The organism is Streptomyces sp. NPDC031111 (genome assembly GCF_055570675.1).
Genome location: NZ_JBVIGS010000046.1, coordinates 1 through 20,280, shown reverse-complemented (window position 1 = coordinate 20,280; position 20,280 = coordinate 1). Strand labels below are relative to the sequence as shown.

General features: G+C 69.5%; 18 protein-coding genes and 5 pseudogenes. 13 read left to right on the top strand and 10 right to left on the bottom strand.

All coding sequences use genetic code 11. From position 1 onward, the window contains the following. From ACZ470_RS40010 to ACZ470_RS40000, 3 genes and pseudogenes are all read right to left on the bottom strand, one after another. Window positions 1-386 (bottom strand): transposase (locus tag ACZ470_RS40010; protein WP_468434880.1); only part of this gene is annotated, 386 nt, incomplete at its 3' end. Window positions 387-428: 42 nt separating this feature from the next. Next, window positions 429-1,246: pseudogene (locus ACZ470_RS40005) on the bottom strand (IS5 family transposase). Window positions 1,247-1,407: 161 nt separating this feature from the next. Continuing rightward, on the bottom strand, window positions 1,408-2,385 hold the full coding sequence (locus tag ACZ470_RS40000; RefSeq protein ID WP_468434879.1) for an AraC family transcriptional regulator: 978 nt from the start codon (window positions 2,383-2,385) through the stop codon (window positions 1,408-1,410). Between the two features lie 246 nt (window positions 2,386-2,631). On the opposite strand from ACZ470_RS40000, the gene ACZ470_RS39995 reads away from it, so the two are divergent. Together ACZ470_RS39995 and ACZ470_RS39990 are read left to right on the top strand one after the other, a co-directional pair. Further along, entirely contained in the window at window positions 2,632-4,059 is a 1,428-nt protein-coding gene (locus tag ACZ470_RS39995) for an FAD-dependent oxidoreductase (protein WP_468434878.1), read from the top strand. Beyond that, on the top strand, window positions 4,056-4,421 hold the full coding sequence (locus tag ACZ470_RS39990) for a nuclear transport factor 2 family protein (RefSeq protein WP_468434877.1): 366 nt from the start codon (window positions 4,056-4,058) through the stop codon (window positions 4,419-4,421). Before ACZ470_RS39995 ends, ACZ470_RS39990 begins: the two co-directional genes overlap by 4 nt. Before the next feature lie 83 nt (window positions 4,422-4,504). On the opposite strand, the gene ACZ470_RS39985 is transcribed toward ACZ470_RS39990, so the two are convergent. After that, complete coding sequence (locus ACZ470_RS39985; RefSeq protein WP_468434876.1) at window positions 4,505-4,684, bottom strand: hypothetical protein; 180 nt, start codon at window positions 4,682-4,684, stop codon at window positions 4,505-4,507. A gap of 306 nt (window positions 4,685-4,990) precedes the next feature. Between ACZ470_RS39985 and ACZ470_RS39980 the strand changes: the two genes are divergently transcribed. The 3 genes from ACZ470_RS39980 to ACZ470_RS39970 are packed head-to-tail and all read left to right on the top strand — an operon-like array spanning window position 4,991 to window position 7,075. Further along, window positions 4,991-5,254 (top strand): hypothetical protein, encoded by a 264-nt coding sequence (locus tag ACZ470_RS39980; RefSeq protein WP_468434875.1) that lies wholly within the window; start codon window positions 4,991-4,993, stop codon window positions 5,252-5,254. A 13-nt stretch (window positions 5,255-5,267) separates the two neighbouring features. Then, complete coding sequence (locus tag ACZ470_RS39975; protein ID WP_468434874.1) at window positions 5,268-5,972, top strand: sugar phosphate isomerase/epimerase family protein; 705 nt, start codon at window positions 5,268-5,270, stop codon at window positions 5,970-5,972. Continuing rightward, a complete protein-coding gene (locus tag ACZ470_RS39970) occupies window positions 5,969-7,075 on the top strand; it encodes a Gfo/Idh/MocA family protein (RefSeq protein WP_468434873.1) in 1,107 nt (368 codons plus the stop codon). Before ACZ470_RS39975 ends, ACZ470_RS39970 begins: the two co-directional genes overlap by 4 nt. Before the next feature lie 112 nt (window positions 7,076-7,187). Here ACZ470_RS39970 and ACZ470_RS39965 read toward each other — a convergent pair whose 3' ends face one another. Beyond that, window positions 7,188-7,514 carry an aldo/keto reductase gene (locus tag ACZ470_RS39965; protein ID WP_468434872.1) on the bottom strand — a complete coding sequence of 109 codons (327 nt, stop codon included), beginning with the start codon at window positions 7,512-7,514 and terminating at the stop codon, window positions 7,188-7,190. Between the two features lie 2 nt (window positions 7,515-7,516). Further along, window positions 7,517-10,354 carry an AfsR/SARP family transcriptional regulator gene (locus tag ACZ470_RS39960; RefSeq protein ID WP_468434871.1) on the bottom strand — a complete coding sequence of 946 codons (2,838 nt, stop codon included), beginning with the start codon at window positions 10,352-10,354 and terminating at the stop codon, window positions 7,517-7,519. A gap of 185 nt (window positions 10,355-10,539) precedes the next feature. Between ACZ470_RS39960 and ACZ470_RS39955 the strand changes: the two genes are divergently transcribed. The 4 genes and pseudogenes from ACZ470_RS39955 (at window position 10,540) to ACZ470_RS39940 (ending at window position 14,543) form a co-directional block, all read left to right on the top strand. Next, complete coding sequence (locus ACZ470_RS39955) at window positions 10,540-11,466, top strand: hypothetical protein (protein WP_468434870.1); 927 nt, start codon at window positions 10,540-10,542, stop codon at window positions 11,464-11,466. A 69-nt stretch (window positions 11,467-11,535) separates the two neighbouring features. Continuing rightward, entirely contained in the window at window positions 11,536-12,018 is a 483-nt protein-coding gene (locus ACZ470_RS39950; RefSeq protein ID WP_468434869.1) for a hypothetical protein, read from the top strand. Between the two features lie 352 nt (window positions 12,019-12,370). After that, window positions 12,371-13,612 (top strand): annotated as a pseudogene (locus ACZ470_RS39945) (Re/Si-specific NAD(P)(+) transhydrogenase subunit alpha); the annotation flags it as partial. 165 nt (window positions 13,613-13,777) lie between these two features. Next, window positions 13,778-14,543 (top strand): annotated as a pseudogene (locus tag ACZ470_RS39940) (IS5 family transposase). Between the two features lie 2 nt (window positions 14,544-14,545). Here ACZ470_RS39940 and ACZ470_RS39935 read toward each other — a convergent pair. Continuing rightward, on the bottom strand, window positions 14,546-14,917 hold the full coding sequence (locus ACZ470_RS39935) for a hypothetical protein (RefSeq protein WP_468434868.1): 372 nt from the start codon (window positions 14,915-14,917) through the stop codon (window positions 14,546-14,548). Between the two features lie 82 nt (window positions 14,918-14,999). Between ACZ470_RS39935 and pntB the strand changes: the two are divergent. After that, window positions 15,000-16,400, top strand: a pseudogene (gene pntB / locus ACZ470_RS39930) (Re/Si-specific NAD(P)(+) transhydrogenase subunit beta). 267 nt (window positions 16,401-16,667) lie between these two features. After that, window positions 16,668-17,216, top strand: a pseudogene (locus tag ACZ470_RS39925) (IS607 family transposase); the annotation flags it as partial. Window positions 17,217-17,758: 542 nt separating this feature from the next. Here ACZ470_RS39925 and ACZ470_RS39920 read toward each other — a convergent pair. Next, on the bottom strand, window positions 17,759-18,112 hold the full coding sequence (locus ACZ470_RS39920) for a hypothetical protein (RefSeq protein WP_468434867.1): 354 nt from the start codon (window positions 18,110-18,112) through the stop codon (window positions 17,759-17,761). A 298-nt stretch (window positions 18,113-18,410) separates the two neighbouring features. On the opposite strand from ACZ470_RS39920, the gene ACZ470_RS39915 reads away from it, so the two are divergent. Together ACZ470_RS39915 and ACZ470_RS39910 are read left to right on the top strand one after the other, a co-directional pair. Next, window positions 18,411-18,656 carry an antitoxin MazE7 gene (locus tag ACZ470_RS39915; protein ID WP_468434866.1) on the top strand — a complete coding sequence of 82 codons (246 nt, stop codon included), beginning with the start codon at window positions 18,411-18,413 and terminating at the stop codon, window positions 18,654-18,656. A 3-nt stretch (window positions 18,657-18,659) separates the two neighbouring features. Then, window positions 18,660-19,049 (top strand): toxin Doc, encoded by a 390-nt coding sequence (locus ACZ470_RS39910; protein WP_468434865.1) that lies wholly within the window; start codon window positions 18,660-18,662, stop codon window positions 19,047-19,049. A gap of 291 nt (window positions 19,050-19,340) precedes the next feature. Here ACZ470_RS39910 and ACZ470_RS39905 read toward each other — a convergent pair whose 3' ends face one another. Then, a complete protein-coding gene (locus ACZ470_RS39905; protein ID WP_468434881.1) occupies window positions 19,341-19,535 on the bottom strand; it encodes a hypothetical protein in 195 nt (64 codons plus the stop codon). A 558-nt stretch (window positions 19,536-20,093) separates the two neighbouring features. Then, the coding region (locus tag ACZ470_RS39900; RefSeq protein WP_468434864.1) for a pentapeptide repeat-containing protein at window positions 20,094-20,280 on the bottom strand (187 nt) is incomplete at its 5' end.

Genomic DNA, 20,280 nt, shown 5'->3' with positions numbered 1-20,280 from the left:
ACTCCGGCCACCGCTTGACGAAAACCATAGGGGCACCTTTTCAGGGCACGCATATTCACCGAGTCGATCGCGCAGCGGGACCAGTCCAGCTCGCCGCGGGAGCCAAGCTCATCGAGAGCCAGGCGGTGCAGCTTCGCCCACACCCTGGCCTTCGACCACTCCGCGAAGCGCCGGTGAGCGGCGGCTCCCGACGGCCCGAACGAGGCCGACGGCAACTGCTGCCACGTGCAGCCAGACGTGGCCACGAGCAAGATCGCGACCAGCACATCCCGGTCCCCATGCCGACGCCGGCCACCACCTTGCGGACGAGTCGACGCCTCCGGCACCCGCTGGAACAACTTCCACAACTCATCCGGCACCAGCCGCTCAACGATTCCCACCCCCAGCAGGTTATCGAACACGCCAAATAAGATGGCCTGTAACAACCCCTAACAAAGCCGTTGGACGTGGCGGTGGGTGATCACACATACGGCGATTCCGAGGAATGCTTCGTGGATGTCGTCGCGCCGCTCCCAGCGGATGCGCAGGCGGCGGAAGCCGTGGAGTCAGGCGATGGTGCGCTCGACGACGTAGCGGAAGATGCCCAGGCCGGTGCCATGGGGCTCGCCCCGCCTTGCGATCACGGGCCGGATACCGCGCTGCCAGAGCTGGCGACAATAGATGTCGTGGTCGTAGCCGCGGTCGGCCAGCAGGGCATCCGGGCGCCGACGCGGTCGGCCGACCTGGCCCGCGACGGGCGGGATCTTGTCGAGCAGGGGCAGCAGCTGGGTGATGTCGTTGCGGTTTCCGCCGGTCAGTGACACCGCGAGCGCGATGCCCTGGCCGTCGACGATGAGGTGGTGCTTGCTGCCCGGCCGGGCGCGGTCGACCGGGCTGGGCCCGCTTTTGGGCCCCTGCGGGCAGCCCGCACGTGCGAGGAGTCGATCACCGCCCGCTCGAAGTCCAGCTGGTTCTTCGACCGCAGCTTCTCCAGCAGCAGCACGTGCAGCTGGTCCCACACGCCGGCCTCGTTCCAGGCGGCCAGACGCCGCCAGCACGTCATGCCCGAGCCGAAGCCGAGCTCCTGGGGCAGGTACTCCCACTGGATGCCGGTGTGCAGGACGAAGAGGATGCCGCACAAGGCCTGCCGGTCCGGCACCCGCGGTCTGCCCTCGACCTTCTTCGGCCCCGGCTTCGGCAGCAACGGCTCGATCAACGACCACAGTTCATCAGAGATGATCCACGGCCGCGACTCACGCTTACCCATACCCAGACCTACGGACAGAACCACCGACAGACTCATGATCAGCAGCTTTTGTTAGAGCCAGTAAGGCGTTCGGGTCCTGTTGGACCACACTACCCCGCCCGCATGACGGCCCGCCCGAGAGCGAGTTCTTCGGCACTCACCCGGCAGTGCGACCCGGTCACTCACTCCCGGCGGTCGGCGCTCGGGGTCTCGCCGAAGCGCTTCTTGTACGCCCTCGCGAAGTGGCTGCTGTCGGTGAACTGCCAGCGCGCGGCGATTTCGGACACGCTCAGGTGTGTCGACAACAGGTCCGCCCTGGCGCGTTCGAGGCGTCGTTCGCGCACGTACGCCATGACCGTCGATGGGGAGTGCCGGCTGAACGCGCGGTAGAGGGTGCGTACGGAGACGCCAAGTGCCGCGGCGATCGCGCGGGGGTCGAGCTCGGGATCAATGGTCAGCCGGTCGTCGATCCAGTCCATCGCCGCCCGGACCAGGGCCGGAGCGGTCTCCGCGTCCTCGCTGACGTGGTCGTTCACCAGGCCCTGGAGCAGTTGGAGTGTAGCGTTTCGACTTGCTCGTGCTGCCGTGGCACTGAGGCGGTCCGACAGGTCCGCCCAGAGGCGGAGTTGGGCGAGCAGGAGCACGGCGGCGGGAGAGCCCTGCTCGGACTCTATCGCGTGCGCGTTCGCTGGGAGGCGGATCTCGTCCGTCGGCAGGACCACCACGGAGGCACTGGTGTGCCGAGCGACTTCGAAGTCCCAGGGGTCCTCGTTCCTCCGTACACTCAGCCGCCCGGGCCCTGCCATCGACAAGCGGTTCCCGGACCGGAAGCGCCACCCGCCCTGGAACGTCATATGGATCATGACGTGGTCCCCGTAATGCCCGCCAGCTCCGCCGGTGTTCCCGGAGATCGCGTCGCTGTACTGGTCCTCAATGACGAGATCGAGCAGGTTCCGCCTGCGGACCCTGATGCGGTACGAGCCCTCGCTGTGCCGCGGCAGCGTCACCGGCGGGGCGGGCAGTTCCTCGCCGCCCTGTCGGTGCCATTCCTTCTGTAGCAGGTGATTCCTGTTCTCGTCGGCGTAAGGGACGGTGATGTCGAGCGAAGGTCCGTGGGCCTTCCCCACCAGCCAGGGAATCCGTCTGAATTCGCTATGCACCTGGATCAAGGTACTCCCGCCCCATTCCGCTCATGGCAGCCAGGTACCGGACATCTGGCAGTGCCGTACAAGTCCGTGGTGCCCCGGTCGTGCAACGGTGGGACGAGACCATCGCCTCGCGCCCAACCGAGTGAGACGGCGGCCGGCGGCCGTTCGAGGCGTGGCTTCCTCTCTTGACGAAGGTCCCTCGTGGCGGCGCCACATCCCGTCACGCCTTGGTCCGGTCACCGTCCCGACGGAGCATCCATGTCCGAAGCAGCCGCTCTCTTCAAGAGCCTCCTCGACCTCGAACCGCCCGACTCCCCACCGCGCCTGTTCGACACAGCGTGCGTCCTGGGCGGCAGCATCGCGGGGCTTCTCGCGGCACGAGTGCTGTCCGAGCACGCACGCAACGTGGTGATCATCGAGCCCGACGACCTTTCGGCAAGGACCGGATCGCGGCCCGGGGTGCCCCAGGACCAGCAGGTCCACACCCTACTGCCGGCCGGCCGTCAGTGGATCGAGCGATGGATCCCCGGTGTCACTCTGGAGGCGCGGGCCCGCGGGGCATCGCTGTGCGGGCCGGACAAGTTCGTCACGGCGTACGACGGTCATCCACAGGCCACCCAAAGCGGTAAGCATCACCTGCTGGCGATCGGGCGTCCTCTGCTGGAATTCCTCATCCGGGACAGGGTCACCGCGATCCCCCATGTCGCCGTCCTCCGGGCGCAGGCGACCGGACTGCGGTACGACGGCGATGCCGTGAAGGCCGTCGAATACGTCGGGAACGGCGAGGCCGATGGCGCAGAGCAGGTCAAGGGCGCCGCAGGGGTCCTCGCCACCGAGTTCGTCGTGGATGCCATGGGGCGATCCAGCAGACTCTCGAACTGGCTGAAGCAGGAGGGGTACGACCAGCCGCGGCTCGAACGCCTGGCGGCGCCCATCAACTACGCAACCGCCCTGTTCGACCGCCCGGTGAGGTTCGCCGACCTCGAAGTGGGTTCCGCCCTGCACATCTTCACTCCGGCCTACCCCTCGGGAGGGGTGTCCCTCGCCGCGGCCAACGCGATCGAGGGCGAGCAGTGGCTCGTCATGCTGATGGGGCATGGCGACAACCGGCCGGGCAGGACCATCGACGAGTTCCGCGCCGCCTGTGAGAAGCTGCCGCCGCTGTTCAGCCAGTGCACCAGCGGCTCCGTCACCCGTGATGTGGCGACCTACCACCAGGCGGAGAGCAGGCGGCGTCATTTCACGGATGTGAGCCGCTTTCCGGCTGGTCTCGTCAGCGTGGGAGACGCCGTGGCTTCGTACAACCCGATCTACGGGCAGGGCATGAGTTCCTCCGCCCTGCACGCCTCCTGCCTGGCCTCCTACCTCGGCAGCGGGGCCGACCTCGGTGCGCCGGCCCTGGAGTTCTTCCGGACCCAGCAGGTGGTCGTGGACGCCGCCTGGGCGGTGTCCACCAGGGGCGATGCCGCCCGGCTCGACGCCGAGACCGGTGCCGTAGTGCCCGAAGAGGTGAGCCGGCAGCGGTGGGCCATGGACCAGATCGCCAGAGCGACGCTCGTCGACGAGAGGATCGCGCACGTCTTCGAGGACGTCTCCTTCATGCTGCGTCACCCGGACGCGCTGACCGACCAGGCGCTCCTGCAAGCCGCAGTCGCCGCCAACGAGGAACAGGAACAACTGACATGACCGAAACCGTTGCCGATCGCTACGTACGTCTCTCGGACCTGGCCGTGCACGACGATGCCGCGCTCAAGGAACTGCTGACGCTGTTCGCCCCCGACGCGACAGTCCGGCTCGGTCCGGAACCGGTGCGTGGCGGCGAGGCCATCGAGGCGTTCTACCGTGCCCACTTCGCCGTCTTCGCGGACAGCCGGCACATGTGGAACACGACGGTGCTCCGGGACGGCAGGCTGCGCGTCGAGTGGGCGGTCGTGGCGCGCACGACGGACGGCCAGATCGTGACCGCGGCCGGAGTGGAACAAGCCGAGGTCGACAAGAACGGCCTGATCACCGACCTGAGCAACGAATACACCCGCGTTCCCGGCTGAGGCGTGCCGTAGGAGATGGAGGAGGGGCCCGGTGCCGACGGAGGCACCGGGCCCCGGGCGATGCCGTGCCCGGTTCCCTGCTGTCACTCGGCCTCGCGGTGGCCGGTCAACGTGACCTGTCGGTCGGGCGGCCCGTCGCGCCGGTGAAGGAGGTGAGGCCGGCCCGCGGTCGGTCCGCCCAACGGGGGCCGGCGGCCGAAGGCGTACAGCATCAGTACGGGGGCGGTGGTGCGGGCGACGAGCGGGTGGAGTCCACCTGACACATGCGAATGTTTTCTGGATGTACTGGCGGCTGGGCATGAAGAGCGGTCGACGCGCGTTCAATAGTGGCCATGATGCGCAGAAGAAGGTCATCCGCCGTTGTCACCGTTGTCGCGGCGTGCGTGGTCGCTGCCCTGACGTCGTGTTCGTCGGATTCCTCGGACGGGCCCTCCGCCGAGAAAGGACGGGCCGACGCGTCCGCTTCCCGTACGGCGTCCGGGCCCTCGAAGACCGCTACGCCGTCACCGTCGCCCACGGGACCGTGCGCGGACGGGGACTGCGAGGTCAAGGTCGCGGTGGGAGACACCGTGGTGGTGCCAGAGAAGTACGGCCTCAGGTCGTTCCAGGTGACGGCGATCGCCGACGGGAGGGTCGGCATGGCCGCGGGACTGACCGGATCGGGCTACAGCATCGCGGGCTGCTCCGGCGGCGGCGGGATTTCGTCGGCCGGCGGCGGGGTCACGCTCAGCTGCGAGAAGGGACCCGCTGCCACCATCAACAACGCCATGAAACTGACGGTCGTCGACATCCGCGGCACATCCGCCGTCCTGCGCATCGAACCCTCCGGGTGACACGGGGTGGTGTATGTGGTTCCACCTGCTGACCGCCGCATTCAAGCGCGCCTTCGCCGCCGCCGACGTCACCGCCCCCTCGGGACACGCCCCGGTGATCGACGCCGAGGAACCCGCCGCGATCTTCGACGCCGCCGCCGAACTGGGCATGACGACCGTCATCGACCCCCTCATCCCCAGCGACCGCTGGCAAACCACCGACGACGCGAAGCGCATCGCTGAGGCCGTCAACGCGCTCACCGTGCAAGCCGGCAGCCGCGGACTGCGGTTCGGCTACCACAACCACCACTGGGAGTTCACGAACAAGGTCGACGGTCGCCCGATCTTCGAGGTGTTCGTCGAGCATCTGGAGCCGGAGGCCAAGCTCGAGGTGGACACCTACTGGGCTACGGTCGGAGGCGCGGACACCCCCGCGGTGCTGCGTTGGCTGGGCGACCGCGTGGTCGCCATCCACGTGAAGGACGGCAGGATCACCAGTGAGCTCGCCACGACGCTGCCCAGCTCCGAGAGCGCGCTGATCGTGCCGGAAGCCCTGAAGGCCGCGTACGAGCGCCAGACTCCCGCCAGCCAGGGCGACGTCGACGTGAGGGCGATCCTGGCCGCGGCCCCACAGGCGCTGCGTGTGGTCGAGCTCGACGCCTACCAGGGGGACGTCTTCGACGGCATTGCCCAGTCCTACCCCTGGTTGCGGGCCAACGACGCCGAGGCCGCCGCATGAGCGCCACGGGTCGCGTCGGCATCGGCCTCATCGGGGCCGGCAACATCTCCACGCAGTACCTCGGCAGCCTCACCCGGTTCCCTGATGTCGAGGTCAGGTTCGTCGCCGATGTCGACCTCGACCGTGCTGCCGCGCAGGCGCGGACGTACGGCGCGCCGACCTCGGGGACGGTCGACGAGTTACTGGCCCGCGACGATGTCGAGCTCGTCGTGAACCTCACCGCCCCGGCCGCGCACACGGAGGTCGGGCACCGTATCGTCGCCGCCGGCAAACATGTGTGGAGCGAGAAGCCGATCGCCCTGGACCACGCTTCGGCGGCGGAACTGCTCGGTGCGGCCGAGGCGGCCGGCCTGCGCGTCGCCTGTGCCCCGGACACGGTGCTCGGCGCCGGCGTCCAGACCGCGCTGCGGGCGATCGCGCGCGGCGACATCGGCGAGCCGCTGACCGCGACGACGATGTCCCACGTACCGGGCCCGGAGTCGTGGCATCCCAACCCCGACTTCCTGTTCGCCAAGGGCGCCGGGCCACTGTTCGACATGGGGCCGTACTACGTGACGACCCTCGTCCACCTCTTCGGTGCCGCCACCCGTGTCCAGGCGGTGTCGTCGACCTCGCGCTCCACGCGCACCATCGCCTCCGGACCACGCGCCGGCGAGACCTTCCCGGTCGAGGTGGCCACCCACTATGCGGCGCTCATCGAGTTCGGCGAGAGGAAGTCTGCGCAGTCGACGTTCTCGTTCCAGCACGCGCTCCCCCGCATGGGCTTCATCGAGATCAACGGCACCGAGGGCACGATCAGCCTCCCGGATCCGAACAGGTTCGACGGCGACAGCCGACTGATGCGCTATGGAAGCACCGAGCCGGAGACGATCCCCGCGCAGGGAGCCTCCTACGGTCGCGGGGCCGGGGTCGTCGACCTGATCCACTCCATCCGTGCAGACGTGACCGAACGCGCATCCGGCGCCCTGGCCGCGCACGTCCTTGATGTCCTGCTCGGCATAGACGACGCCGCCGCCGACGGCACCGCCGTCGAGATCACGTCCGCGGTCGATCCGGTCCCGCCTCTGCCCAAGGACTGGGACCCCACCGCACCGACCGTCTAGCGGTTCCGCTCACATCCTGCTGGACGGCCTCGTGGACACCGCCGTCGACGCTCCGCGTCCGTCATGTCCGACGGATGCACCGGCACCGCTCGGTGCCGGTGCATCCGCGCTGTCAGGCGGCCGGGCGTTCGGCGGCGGCGCGTCGGCGCAGGCCCGGCTCCTGGGTAGTCGGCGGCGCATGGGCCTGGTCAGGGGTGCCGATGTCGGTACCGGGCGGGAAGATCTCGTCGATTCGGTCGAGGATGTCGTCGGTGAGTACGACGTCGAGGGCGGCGAGCCGGTCGTCGAGGTGACTCGTGGTGCGCGGCCCGACGAGTGCGCTGGTCACGCCGGGATGGGTGATGGTCAACGCTGTCGCCAGGTGGGTCAGCGGCAGGCCCGCGTCCCAGGCGAGTGAGACGAACCGCTCCACGACGTCGAGCCGGCGCTCGTTAGACAAGCTCAGCCGTCGACGAGGCGGCCGAGTCTGGCGCGCAGGTCGTCGGTGGCGGGCTGGTCGAAGCCTTCGAGGATGTGCAGGGCGGCCCGCCAGGCGCGGGCGGCGGCCTCGGGCTCATCGGTGGCGTGGTGGGTGTCGCCCAGGTGCGTGAGGGCTGTGACCTCGCTGAAGCGGTCGCCCACCTCTCGGAACAGTTCCAGGGCCCGGCGGTAGCAGTCGAGGGCCTGGGCGTGGTGGCCGAGCTGATGGTGGGCGTAGCCGTAGGTGTCCCAGGTGGCCGCCTGCAGCCTGCCGTCCCCGGTGCCTTCGAGCAGCCTCAGTGCCTCCGCGCATCGGGTGAGTGCCAAGGGGTCGCGTCGTGTAGCGCAGTACCAGCCGAAGTTGTTCAGCACCCTGGCCTGCCCGCCCCGGTGCCCGGCGGTCCGGAAGTCCTCGAGGGCCCGCACCAGGTGCTCCCCGGTGTCGTAGCGGCCCTCCAGGGAGCGCGCGGCAGCGATCACGACCCTGGTGTCGCCTTGGCCCACCACGTCGTGGGTACGGCCGAACAGCTCCAGGGCCTGGTCGAGGTGGGCGTGGGCCTCCTCCAGGCGGAACAGTCTGATGTGGGCGTGGGCGAGTCCGACGTGGACATGGGCCTGGCCGGTCTCGTCCGACGCGCGGCGGGCCGCGGCCAGGCCGATGTGCTGACTCGTCATGAAGTCCCGCGCTGTACCGCGCCGCTGAAGGTAGGTGGCGAGGCTCCGCGCCAACTGCCAGGCGTGCGTGTCCATTCCGGTGTCGGCGGCATGGCGCAGGACGGCGAGTAGGGCGGGGAGCTCCGCGGCGAACCAGGCGATGGCATCCGCCCAGCCGGTGAACCGCACACCGCGTACCCCCGGCCCGGTCGCGAGCGGGAGGATGCGCTGTCGGTACGGTTCGAGGATCTGGTCGGCGGCGTAGGCGGTGGACACGTAGTGGTCGAGCAATCGGTGGACGGCGGGCCGTTGCTCGGAGTCCGCGTCGAGTGCGCGCGCCAGTTCGGCGGCGTAGGCACGTAACAGGTCGTGCAGGGCGTAGCGGCCGGGGAAGGGCTCAGTGATCAGGTGCGCGCGGCTGAGTCCCGCCAGCGCGTCCCGCACCTCGTCAGGACCAAGTCCACCGAGGCTGGCAGCAGCCGGGGTGGAGATCTCGTGCCCGGGGTGCAGGCCCAGCAGGGCGAACAGCCGGGCGGCACCCGGACCGAGCGCGTCGTAGGACCAAGAGAACACCGCGCGTACGTCCGCGGCCGGGTCGTCGCCGTCGCCTGCGAGCGCCGCGAGACTGCCGTGGGCGGCGGACAGGGCGGCGGCGAGCCGGGCGAGGGGGAGCGTCGGCCGGATCGCGGCGCGGGCGGCGGTGACGGCCAGGGCCAGCGGGAGGCGGGCACAGCGGGTGACGATCTCTGCCACGGCGTCCGGTTCGGCCGCCGGCCGGTGAGCGCCGATGCGGCGGGCCAGCAGTTCGCGGGCCTCGGCCGGTGAGAGCAGGTCCAGGGCGATGGGGTGGGCGCCCTCGGTGGCGACCAGGCCGGTGAGCCGGTTCCGGCTGGTGACCACGGCAAGGCTGCCCGACGAGCCGGGCAGCAACGCCCTGACCTGGTCGGCGTTGGCGGCATTGTCCAGCACGACCAGGACGCGCCGCCTGGCCAGCAGACTGCGGTAGAGGCCCACCCGTGCCTCGAAGTCGACCGGGACGCCCTCGGCCGGAACACCCATCGCCTCCAGGAAGCCGCGCACCGCCCGGTCGGGGGTGACGGTGGCCCCAGAGGGATCGAATCCGCGAAGATTCACATACAGCTGGCCGTCCGGGAAACGGTCGGCCACAGCATGGGCCCAGTGCACGGCCAGCGCCGTCTTGCCCACGCCCGCCGTCCCCCAGACGACGCAGACGACCGCACGAGACGACGGCTCCGTGCTCGCGACCAACAGATCGGTCAGGACGGCAAGTTCCCTGATCCGACCGGTGAATGCCGTCGGCGCCAGCGGCAATTGCGCGGGGACGGTGCGGCGGGGGGCCGCTTCGGCCACGACTTCGACGGTCGCGGCCGCGGCTCGGGCGGGCGGTACGGGAGCGCCGCGCAGGATCGCCCGATGCGCCTGCTGTGCTTCGATCCCCGGATCCGTGCCCAGTTCCTCGGCCAGCCGCTTCCGCAGCATGGTGTACAGGGTCAGGGCCTCAGGCCCGCGTCCGGCGAGCTGCAGCGCCCGCATCAGCGCCACGGTGAGGGGCTCGATCAGCGGATACTCGGCGACCTGGCCGGTGAGCGTCCCGATCACTTCCGCCGGGCGGCCCAGGCGCAACTCAGTGTCGGCCCAGACCCGCGTGGCCTCGATCCGCTCCTGCACCCAGCTGTCGCGGGTGCGCTCCGCCCAGGCACCGGGCAGCCCCGCCAGCGGCTCACCACGCCAAAGCCCCAGCGCCGTGCGCAACATGGCGACCCGCTCGGCGTCCGTACGCTCCTGGGCCCGCGCCCCTTCGACCAGTTGACGGAAGCGCAGCACATCGACGTCGGCGGGCGGTACGTCGAGCACGTACCCGCCAGGCCCCCGTTTCAGCTGCGGCACTTCGCCGGCACCGCCGGAAGGGACCAGTCCCTTCAGTGTCCTGCGGATCCGCGAGACGTACGCATAGAGCGAGGACCTCGCCCGAGCGGGCACGTTCTCTGCCCAGACCCGGTCGATCAGCGTCGGCACCGGCACCCAGTGACCGGCGTCCACCACCAGCGCCGCGAGGACCGCGCGTTGCCTGCCGGGCCCGGGATCCGCATATGCGCCGTCCGCCCCACGGATCTCGACCGGGCCCAGCAACAGAAAACCCGTCATGTGCTTCCCCCGAAAGCCACTTCCGCCGTGCCCGTCCATCGGCGGTGGTCCACGCCGACCGACGTCGCTCACCAGTAAAGCAAGGTTCCGGCAAGGTTCCTGTCCACATTCGAGCCACATCGTAAGGGCGGTACGTGCGAGGCCGGCTGGACCCGGTCGGCCGGTCGACGAGGGGGGAATGCGCGGTGCGTTGCCAACGTATTGCTGCCGCCAGGGGCGCGGCGCTCACGGCGACCGTCACGGCCGTCACGGTGCTGACGGGGTGCGTCTCGGACACCGGTGCGGGCACCGCGGGTTCGGTGCCCGCCCGGGAGCTGACACGGGCCGAGGAACGCCGACTTGAGCACGCCGAACATCTGCTGATCCAGCGGTGCATGGAACAAAAGGGCTTCGAGTACCGCCTAGGGCCCCAGGTGGACGCCGACACGGACCGCGCCTTCAGGTATCGCCTCGTGCGGGACGACGTCGCATGGGCGCGCGAGCACGGATACGGCGAACAACTCCGGCGGGCGTTCTTCAAGACGAAGAAGCACAACGAACGCCTCGCCGCCCAGGACGCCCCGACCCCGGCCGAGCGCGAGCGCTACACCACGGCACTACTGGGCAGCCCCGGCACACCGATGCTCACGGTACGACTGCCGGCCGGCGGAACCGTCCGCAGCCCGAATGGCGGGTGCACGGGCACCGCACGCACACAGCTGTACGGCGACGCCGAGGCCTACTTCCAGGCGGAAAGGGTCGCCGCCAACCTCGCCGCGGCCTACCTGCCGGACGTCCTGCGCGATCCGCGGTACACCGCCGCCATGCAGGCATGGTCCGGGTGCATGCGCAAGGAGACGGGACGTGACTACGCCGACCCGGACGTGGCCCGCGCCGACGTGAGGAAACGGGCCGAGGCACTCAGCGCCTCACGGGCCCACGAGGTCGAGCTGGAGGTCGCTGTCGCGGAGGCCACGTGCGCCCACAGGACATCGCTGCGCTCCACCCTGACCGGCCTGGACCGGGAGTACGGCGCCCCCCTGCGCAAGCGGTACGCGAACGAGATCACGACGAGCAACCGCTTGAAGCTGGCCGCGCTGCGCAGGGCCGCCGATCTCGCACCAGGCGCCTGACCCGTACGGCCCAGACCTCGGCCAGCCGATCGGACATGGCCGACCACCGAAGAGAACAAAGGAGACACCATGCACAAGATCCGCGTCCTCCTCGCGGCAGCAGCCGCGAGCGCAGCAGCAGGCGCCCTGCTCGCGGCACCCGCCCAGGCGGCCCAGGACGGCGTCACGGGCACACACTGCGACAGCCTGTACCGCACCTACAGCGGCGACGGCTACGTACGGGCCTACGACGCGGTGGACTGCTACGAGCAGCTCGGCGAGGCAAGGGGCGACGACACCAACTGGAACGACGTCTCCGGACCGTTCCGAAGCCCGTCCAACGACAAGGCTACATCGCTGCTGAACACCGGCATCTACGCCGGCGGCGTCAACAACGTGCAGTTCTGGGAGAACGCGGGCCCCGGAGGCCACACCGGTTGCCTGCGCTGGGGCGAACTGTACGTCGACGACCTCCGGGACAACTACCTGGTGTCGGGCACCAGCAGGATCAACGCCAACAACAAGATCAGCGCCCACCGCTGGTCATCGGGTTGCAGCAACCCCCTGACCTGACCCCACCCGCAAACTCGCACCAACACACCAGAGGGCCATCCGCGAACCCGCGGATGGCCCTCTGACCAGCGTCGGGACGGCGGGACTCGAACTCGCGACCTCTTCGTCACGCGCTGTTCGGCGTCAGCCCTGTCGAGCGACCCCGACGCCGCAGCCGAGAGCTGCGGATACGGCTACCACGGACAAGCCACCACCGCGTCCTGGCCGACCTGGTCACCGACAAGAAGCTGCGGTCGGCGAAGAAGCTGGACGGGTCCCGGGCGGTGATCGACTCTTCCCACATCAGTGCGGCCCGCCGGGGCCCAAAAGCGGTCCCAGTCCGGTCGACCGCGCACGACCGGGCAACAAGCACACGGCGCTGGCCGTGGACGCCGTACCGCGCATCTCACGCGCCCAGTCGATGGACGTGCTCAGCTCGATGGCGAACATCGCCAGCTACCGCGCGGTCATCGAGGCGGCCTCCTACTTCGGCCGGTTCTTCACCGGGCAGGTGACCGCGGCCGGCAAGGTACCCTCGGCGAAGGTGCTCGTGGCGGGTGTGGGCGTGGCGGGCCTGGCGGCGATCGGCGCGTCGAGCAGCCTCGGCGCGATCGTGCGCGCCACCGACCCCCGGCCCGCGGTGGCGGACCAGGTGAAGTCGATCGGCGGGGAGTACCTCGAGGTCGAGGTCGAGGAGGTGATGGAGTCCTCCGACGGTTACGCGAAGGCCACGAGCGAGGCGTACGACCGCCGGGCCGCGGAGATCTACTCCGAGCAGGCCCGAGTTGTGGACATCATCATCACCACCGCCCTCATCCCGGGCCGCCCGGCACCGCGGCTGATCATGGACTCGGACGTGGCGAGCATGAAGCCGGGCAGCGTCATCGTCGACATGGCAACCGCCCAGGGCGGCAACGTGGCGGGATAGGTTCCCGGCGAGCGGGTCGTCACCGACAACGGCGTGGTCATCCTCGGGTACACCGACCTGCCCGGACGCCTGCCCGCGCAGGCGTCCCAGCTCTACGGCACCAACTTGGTCAACCTGCTGAAACTGCTGACGCCCGGCAAGGACGGCGAGCTGACCGTCGACTTCGACGACGTGGTCCAGCGGTCCGTCACCGTCGTACGTGACGGCGAGACGACGTGGCCGCCACCGCCGGTACAGGTCTCCGCGGCTCCCCAGCCGACGCCGGCCGAACCGGCGGCGGGGCAGAAGACTCGGAAGACCGCGCACAGGGCCGCGAAGAGCGGGCCGCGCCGCAGACGCAGAGCGGCGCTCCTGGCGGCCGGTCTCGCCGCGCTTTTCGGTGTCAGCGCCACTGCCCCCGCCCCGTTGCCGCAGCACTTCACCGTCCTGGCCCTGACGATCGTGATCGGCTTCTACGTCATCGGGAAGGTGCAGCACGCGCTGCACACACCGTTGATGTCGGCGACGAACGCGATCTCCGGCGTCGTCTTCGTGGGCGCCGCACTCCAGGTCACCCAGGACGATCTGCCCGTCCAGCTGCTTGCCTGTGCCGCGATCCTGCTGGCCGGCATCAACATCTTCGGCGGCTTCGCCGTCACACGCCGCATGCTCGCGATGTTCTCCACGGACGAGCGCACCGCCCGCTGACCGCGACGCGGCAGGCCCACACCAAGCATTCAAGGAAATCGAACTGTGTCCGAAACTGAGCCCTTTCCAACCTCGCATGTCAGCGGGGCAGTTGGGCTGACAGACAGATGAAGCCCCTGGTAGATGGTTTTCGACCAAGAGAACCGTCTCCACCAGAGGCTTCGCATGCTTGTCTACCCGTCCGGCGTCGACGTGTCCAGCTCTGCCCTGCGCTTCCTCGCCGCCCGCCTGAGCGAACACCGCCGCGCTCTCGGAACCCGATGGCGGCGCCTGAACGCAGGCCGACAGGCCCTGCTCACCCTCGCCTACTTGCGCAACGGCCAGCCCTACGCCCAGCTCGCGGCCGGAATTCGGGATCGGCACCACCACCGCCTACCGATACATCACCGAGGCCGTCAACCTCCTGGCCACCCTCGCCCCCACCCTCACGGAAGCCGTGAGAGCGGCGTCGACGAAGGCGTACGTGATCCTGGACGGGACACTCCTGCCCATCGACCGGATCGCTGCCGACCGCCCGTTCCACTCGGGCAAACACAAGAAGCATGGCATGAATGTGCAGGTCATAGCCGACCCGAAGGGGCGTTTGATGTGGGCTTCACCAGCCTTGGCCGGCGCCGTCCACGACGTCCGAGCCGCGCGCGAGCACGGCATCATCGACGCCCTCGCCGAGGCCGACATCACCTGCTGGGCAGACAAGGGCTACCAGGGCGCAAGCGGCACGGTCCGCCTCCCTTACCGCGGCCGATGGGACAGCCTCTCCACCGGCCAGCAGGCCGTGAACCGGTCCCACGCAAAGATCCGTGCGTTGGTCGAGCAGGCCATCGCCACCCTCAAGTCCTGGCGTCTCCTCCGCAAACTCCGCTGCTCGACGACCCCGATCACGACCCTTGTCCAAGCCCTCCTGGTCCTCCAGTTCGCTGCCACGGGCTGAGATCAACCCGCAGCATTCACCAGGTCCGTCAATTCGGCCTCCGTCGTCCCAGCCCGCAAACGAGCGTCGAAGGTGTAGCCCTCATCGCAGAACACCAGGTCAAGGTCCACAGGTGTCAGTCTGCGGAAGGCGATCGCCAACCAGATCGCGTCTTCCTCCCAGACGTCCATGTACAGGCAGGTACCGTCCTCGTGCAGATACGCCTCACCGGGGCCGTTCTCCGTCTCGAACTGCCATACGACACTGCGCACTTCGCTACCGTGTATCGAGTCGATCTCGACCCCAGACCACCGGGCACGGATCGCGTCAGTCAGCGCATCCCGATCGATGCGCCATCCGCCCGCATCACCCTCGACCACCGCCAGAAACGTCATAGCCGGGGTCTACCAGATGCCCGTGACACAGCGCCGATCGGCTGTCACCTGAAGTTGGAATGGGCTCACTGTCCCCGGTCTGCTGACCGCAGCATCCGCCGCGGGCGCGGCCTATCTCGTTGCCGCCCTGCTGTTCGTCCTGAGCCTCGCCGGCCTCAGCAACCACGAGACCTCCCGCTCCGGTGTCACCTACGGCATCCTGGGCATGACCACCGCACTTGCCGCCACCGTCTGGCTCTCCTACGACCAAGGCTCCTCACATGCCCGGACGTTGAGCATCGTGCTGTTGACGGCCGCGGTGCTCGTCGGCGCGGGCATCGGAGTCTGGCGTGCCCGTGTGGTGGAGATGACGGGGATGCCCCAGCTCGTCGCCCTGCTGCACAGCTTCGTCGGCGCCGCCGCCGTCCTGGTCGGCTGGAACGGCCACCTGGAGGAACCTCATCCGACCAGATCGCTGCTGATAATCCACCACGCCGAGGTCTCCGTCGGGGTGTTTCATCGGGGCGGTGACCTTCACCGGCTCGATCGTGGCCTTCCTCAAGCTGTCCGCGAGGATCAAGTCCTCCCCGCTGACGCTGCCCGGCAAGAACCTCCTCAATGTCGGTGCGCTGGCGGCTTTCGCGGCGCTGACGGTCTGGTACGTCAGCGAGCCGCAGCCGTGGCTGCTGGCCCCCGTCACCGCGCTCGCGCTGGCACTGGGCTGGCACCTGGTCGCCTCCATCGGTGGCGGTGCCATGCCAGTGGTCGTCTCGATGCTCAACAGCTACTCGGGCTGGGCTGCGGCCGCGGCGGGATTCCTGCTCGACAACGACCTGCTCATCGTCACCGGCGCGCTGGTCGGCTCCTCCGGTGCCTACCTGTCGTACGTCATGTGCCGGGCCATGAACCGGTCCTTCGTCTCCGTCATCACGGGCGGCTTCGGCCTGCAGGCCCCCACCTCCGGCAGCGGGCCGAAGCTGGGGAGCACCGTGAGACCACCGCCGCGGAAACGGCCGACCTGCTCAGGAACGCCACCAGCGTCACCATCGTCCCGGGCTACGGCATGGCCGTCGCCCAGGCCCAGTACCCGGTCGCCGACCTCACGGCCAAGCTCCGCGACCGCGGCATCGGCGTCACCTTCGGCATCCACCCGGTCGCAGGCCGGCTCCCTGGACACATGAACGTGCTGCTGGCCGAGGCGAAGGTGCCCTACGACATCGTCCTGGAGATGGACGAGATCAACGACGATCTCGCTGGCACGTCGGTCGTCCTCGTCATAGGAGCCAACGACACCGTCAACCCCGCCGCCACCGAGGACCCGGGAAGCCCGATCGCCGGAATGCCGGTACTGCGCGTGTGGGAGGCCGACAACGTCGTGGTCTTCAAGCGGTCCGTGGCCACCGGATACGCCGGAGTGCAGAACCCGCTCCTCTTCCGCGAGAACACCAGCATGCTCTTCGGCGACGCGAAGGAACGTGTCGAGGACATCCTCCGGCACTTGTGAGGAGGAGGCGAGGCACCGCAGCCGACGGCGGGGCCAACGCCCTCACCCGGGAAACGCCCGCATCAGCGGTGCGTGCGGTGAGGCGTGCAACGATCCACCGCCCCGTCAGAGCCGCACCCCCGTCAGCAGCGAGACAGCCGCTCGCCTGCCGTCCATGGCTCGGCCTTCGAGGAATTTCCAGCCCTCCGCCGAAGGGGTGAAACCTGCTACAGATTCCCTAATCATGCATAGTCATTTCTAGTCGGATATCTCAGATATCACGGCTTTGTGAAGCTTTCGGAGTGGGCGCAGCAGCAGGGCGTGAGCTACCGGACCGCTTGGCGATGGGTGAAGGACGGGAAGATGCCCGTTTCGGTCCGCCAGGCGCCGTCCAGTACGGGGCTGGTCACCGAGCCCGCTCCGGCCGTCTCTGCGGCCTCGGGGCGGGTGGTGGCGTACTGCCGTGTCTCGTCGGCCAACCAGAGAGCCGACCTGGACCGGCAGGCGTCACGGGTGGTGGACGTCGCGAGGGGGCTCGGCCTGCTGGTCGCGGAGGTCGGGTCGGGGCTGAACAGGCGTCGCGGCAAGCTGCACCGCCTGCTGTCCGCCCCTCAGGCGGCGGTGATCGTGGTCGAGCACCGTGACCGGCTGGCCCGGTTCGGCGTCGAGCACGTGGAAGCCATCCTGTCGGCGTCCGGGCGGCTGGTCGTCCTCGACCCCACCGAGACCGCTGACGATCTGGTGCGCGACATCACCGAAGTGCTCACCGCGATGTGCGCCCGCCTGCACGGGCGGCGGGCGGCGAAGAACCGTGCCGCCCGCGCGGTGGCCGTGGCGACCGCGGATGAACCCTCCGATGCGGTGGAAGTTGGTGAAGCCGCCGAGCAGGTAGGCGAACGCGGCCACGTAGGGCCGGACCGTGCCGTCGATCCACCCGGGCCAGACGGCCTCGAACTCCTCGTGACCAGGGGCGATGAGGCGGACCCAGTCGTCTGCCAACCACGCCCAGAACGACGTGCCGTCCGCCAGGCGGCGCCGCAGGATCAGGCCGACGGCGTCGGTGACCGCGCGGCGTCGAGCATCCGCTCCCGGGTGCGGCGAAGTCCACCACATCGAGCAGCTTCCCGCCCTGTCACAACTGCCGAACCAGCTCGCGGAGCACGGTGTCGCCCTGCATCAACTCGGGTCGGCGTAGCGGCCGTGAGTGGGCCGATCACCTCGCCGACGGCTGGTCCCGGAGGGGGTCCACGCCTCCAAGGGGGCGGCCTGCCCCGCCGCTTCTGCCGCGGATCACCGGACCTGCCAGACGCTGGCATTGCGACCTGGGGACGATCGTGCCGCCCGTCAGCTCAGCCAGCGTCAGCCGGGGTCGGCCGCCGTCAGCCGGCGTCGGCGCAGAGTTGGGAGGTCAAGGTGGTGCGGGCCCACTCCTCCCATGTGTCCGGTGACCAGTCGCGGTCGCGGACGAAGATCAGGTAGAGCTGCGGGCTGAGCAGGCCGCACAGCAGGTCCGCCGCCCTCTCGACGGAGAGGCCGGGACGGGTGTCGGGCTTGCGGACCAGGGCTTCGGCCGCTGCGTACTGCACGGTGTAACGCGGGTCGGGGCCGTCCGGCCACTGTGCGGCGATCTCGGGGTCGGTGGCCGCGGCAGCCGCGATCAGCGGCATGATCGGGGCGACCCGGCCCAGGGTCTCGCGGCAACCGCACCCCGGAGGCGAGACAGTCCTGGACATCGCCGGCCTGCGGGTGGGACACCGACCCTGCCTCGGGCCGGGAGACTGCGCGGCGGTGCGCCTGGCCCCGCTGAACCCGAGCCGGTGAAGGACGTCCAACCCGGCCAAGTGATCACCATGCATGAAGACCGGGCCGTCGCTGTAACAGCCGTCGGCCTGGGCGCGCAGAGCACAACACCTCAGGCCCGCACACGGTGCAACAGCTCGCCGGTGATCTGGAAGAGCGCTACCGGGCGCACAGGGACTGGACGACCGACATGGGTAGCGTCGCGGGTATACCTTCCGGCATACTGGCGGCATGGCCGACACCACCGTGAAGATCGACGACCGCACCAGGGACATACTGCGCGACCTTGCAGCGGAGACCGGCATGTCCGTGAAGGACTACCTCGGGCGCATCGCGGAGGAGAAGCAGCAGGAGCGCCTGCGCGGCACCGCGACCGCGGCGTTCCGCCGCCTGATCGCAGACTCCGCGTTCGTCGCGGCCTTCGACGCCGAGTACGGCGGCCTGCCCTCCAGTGAGCACACCTCTCGGGCGGCCTGACCTGTGCCTTCCGAGCTCTACATCGACTACCGCTGGCTCCTGGAACGCCAGGAAGAACTGCTGAGCGACGACCTGACCGTCAACGACTTCTCCGTCCTCGTCGGCATGGCCGCCCGGCACCGTGTGGACCCGCCCCGCCACGATCAGCACCACCCCGACGCGTTCTGGCGAGCCGCAGTGTTCCTCGAGGAATGCGTACTGCTGCGCCCGCTCCCCGCACGTAACGAACTCTTCGGAACATTCATCGCCATCGCCTACCTGGAGGCCTCCGGCCACACTGTGATCGCCAAGCCTGACGCTTGGCGAGACGTGGTCACCGACATCCGGAGCCTCACTCTCGATTCCTACTCCGTCGCGGAACGCCTCCGCTCACTGCGCCTCGACCAGGACTGACCCGCCACGGCTCAACCGGACGTGTCCCGCGATGCCGCCCTGGATGCCGGGTGGCGTCGCGGGCGGCGCCGCATCCTGCCGCGTACCCCGTCGGCGTCGCCGAGGAAGAGCCCAGCGGCAGCGAGGCTGGGCCGGCACAGCGAAGGCGGCCACGATGGCCCGGTGCCGTAGGCCACCCGTACGGGACGGAACGCGCGCTCGAACAGGAGCCGAGAATCTGGGGTCTGACCTGCGCGGGCATGGATGAGGGCGCCTTGGAGGCGTTTCTCCAGGCGCTGGTGTTCTTGCTGGTCAGCGGGCGGGTTCGAGCGTGATCATCTGCTTCGGGGCCGGGATGTTGAGCTTGGCCAGGAGGTCGGTCTGGGGCTTGGTGAGGGCGGTGACCTGCCGGAACAGGCCGGCGGGTCCGGTGAAGGTGCCGAGGTGGATGCGGTCGAGTGCGGACGGTCGTCCCGGGACGTGGACGCGATCGCGTCGCCCAGGCACACCGCACCGAGCCCGGCCGCCACGGCGGCGGACGCGGCCAGGATGGACAGCGGAACCCAGACATCGGCCTCCGCCGCGGCCCGCGACCCCCGTCCCCGCAGAGCCGGTCGGTGCGCGCCATCAGCCCGGGTGCCGACCGCAACGAACGCCACATCTCGTCCTGGATCGTCAGGTACGGCCGCTCGTTGCCTGCTCCCCGCGCACGCGTGGATGGTCCACGGCCTGGATCATCGCCTCCGCCCTCCATCGGCTGCTCTCCGCGTACGCGGGAACGACCCCCTCCGCGCAACCACCTCACGAGCTCAGAAACTTTCAACCCGCCTCCGGGGAGACGGCCTCTCTCGGCACCGTCCGCGGCCACCTCCCTCCGAGCCACAAGCGCCCCGGCCGCCAAGGGCGCCCGAACACCCGCAGCACCAGACTGCGGTGCGGGCTGTGTGGCACCGCAGCCCGCGTCAGCCCCGGCGGTGCCGTCGGCTCGCCGTTGCGGGGGCGTCCCGGCTTGGTGGGGATCCACAGGTACCCCGGGTCGTAGCTCTCCGGTTGATTGGTGGGCTCTCAATCGGGGAGCGTGTAGCCCTGAACACCGCCCAGGTCCGCGTCGCTCAGGTCAGCGCCAGTGAGGTTCGCGACGCGCAGGTTCGCGCTGTGGCCGTCGGCGATGCTGAAGATGGGTTGCTGAAAGTACGGCTTCTGGCCGGGGCGTTCGGAGCCCTTCCAGGAGTGGTAGAAGGGTTGCTGGAGC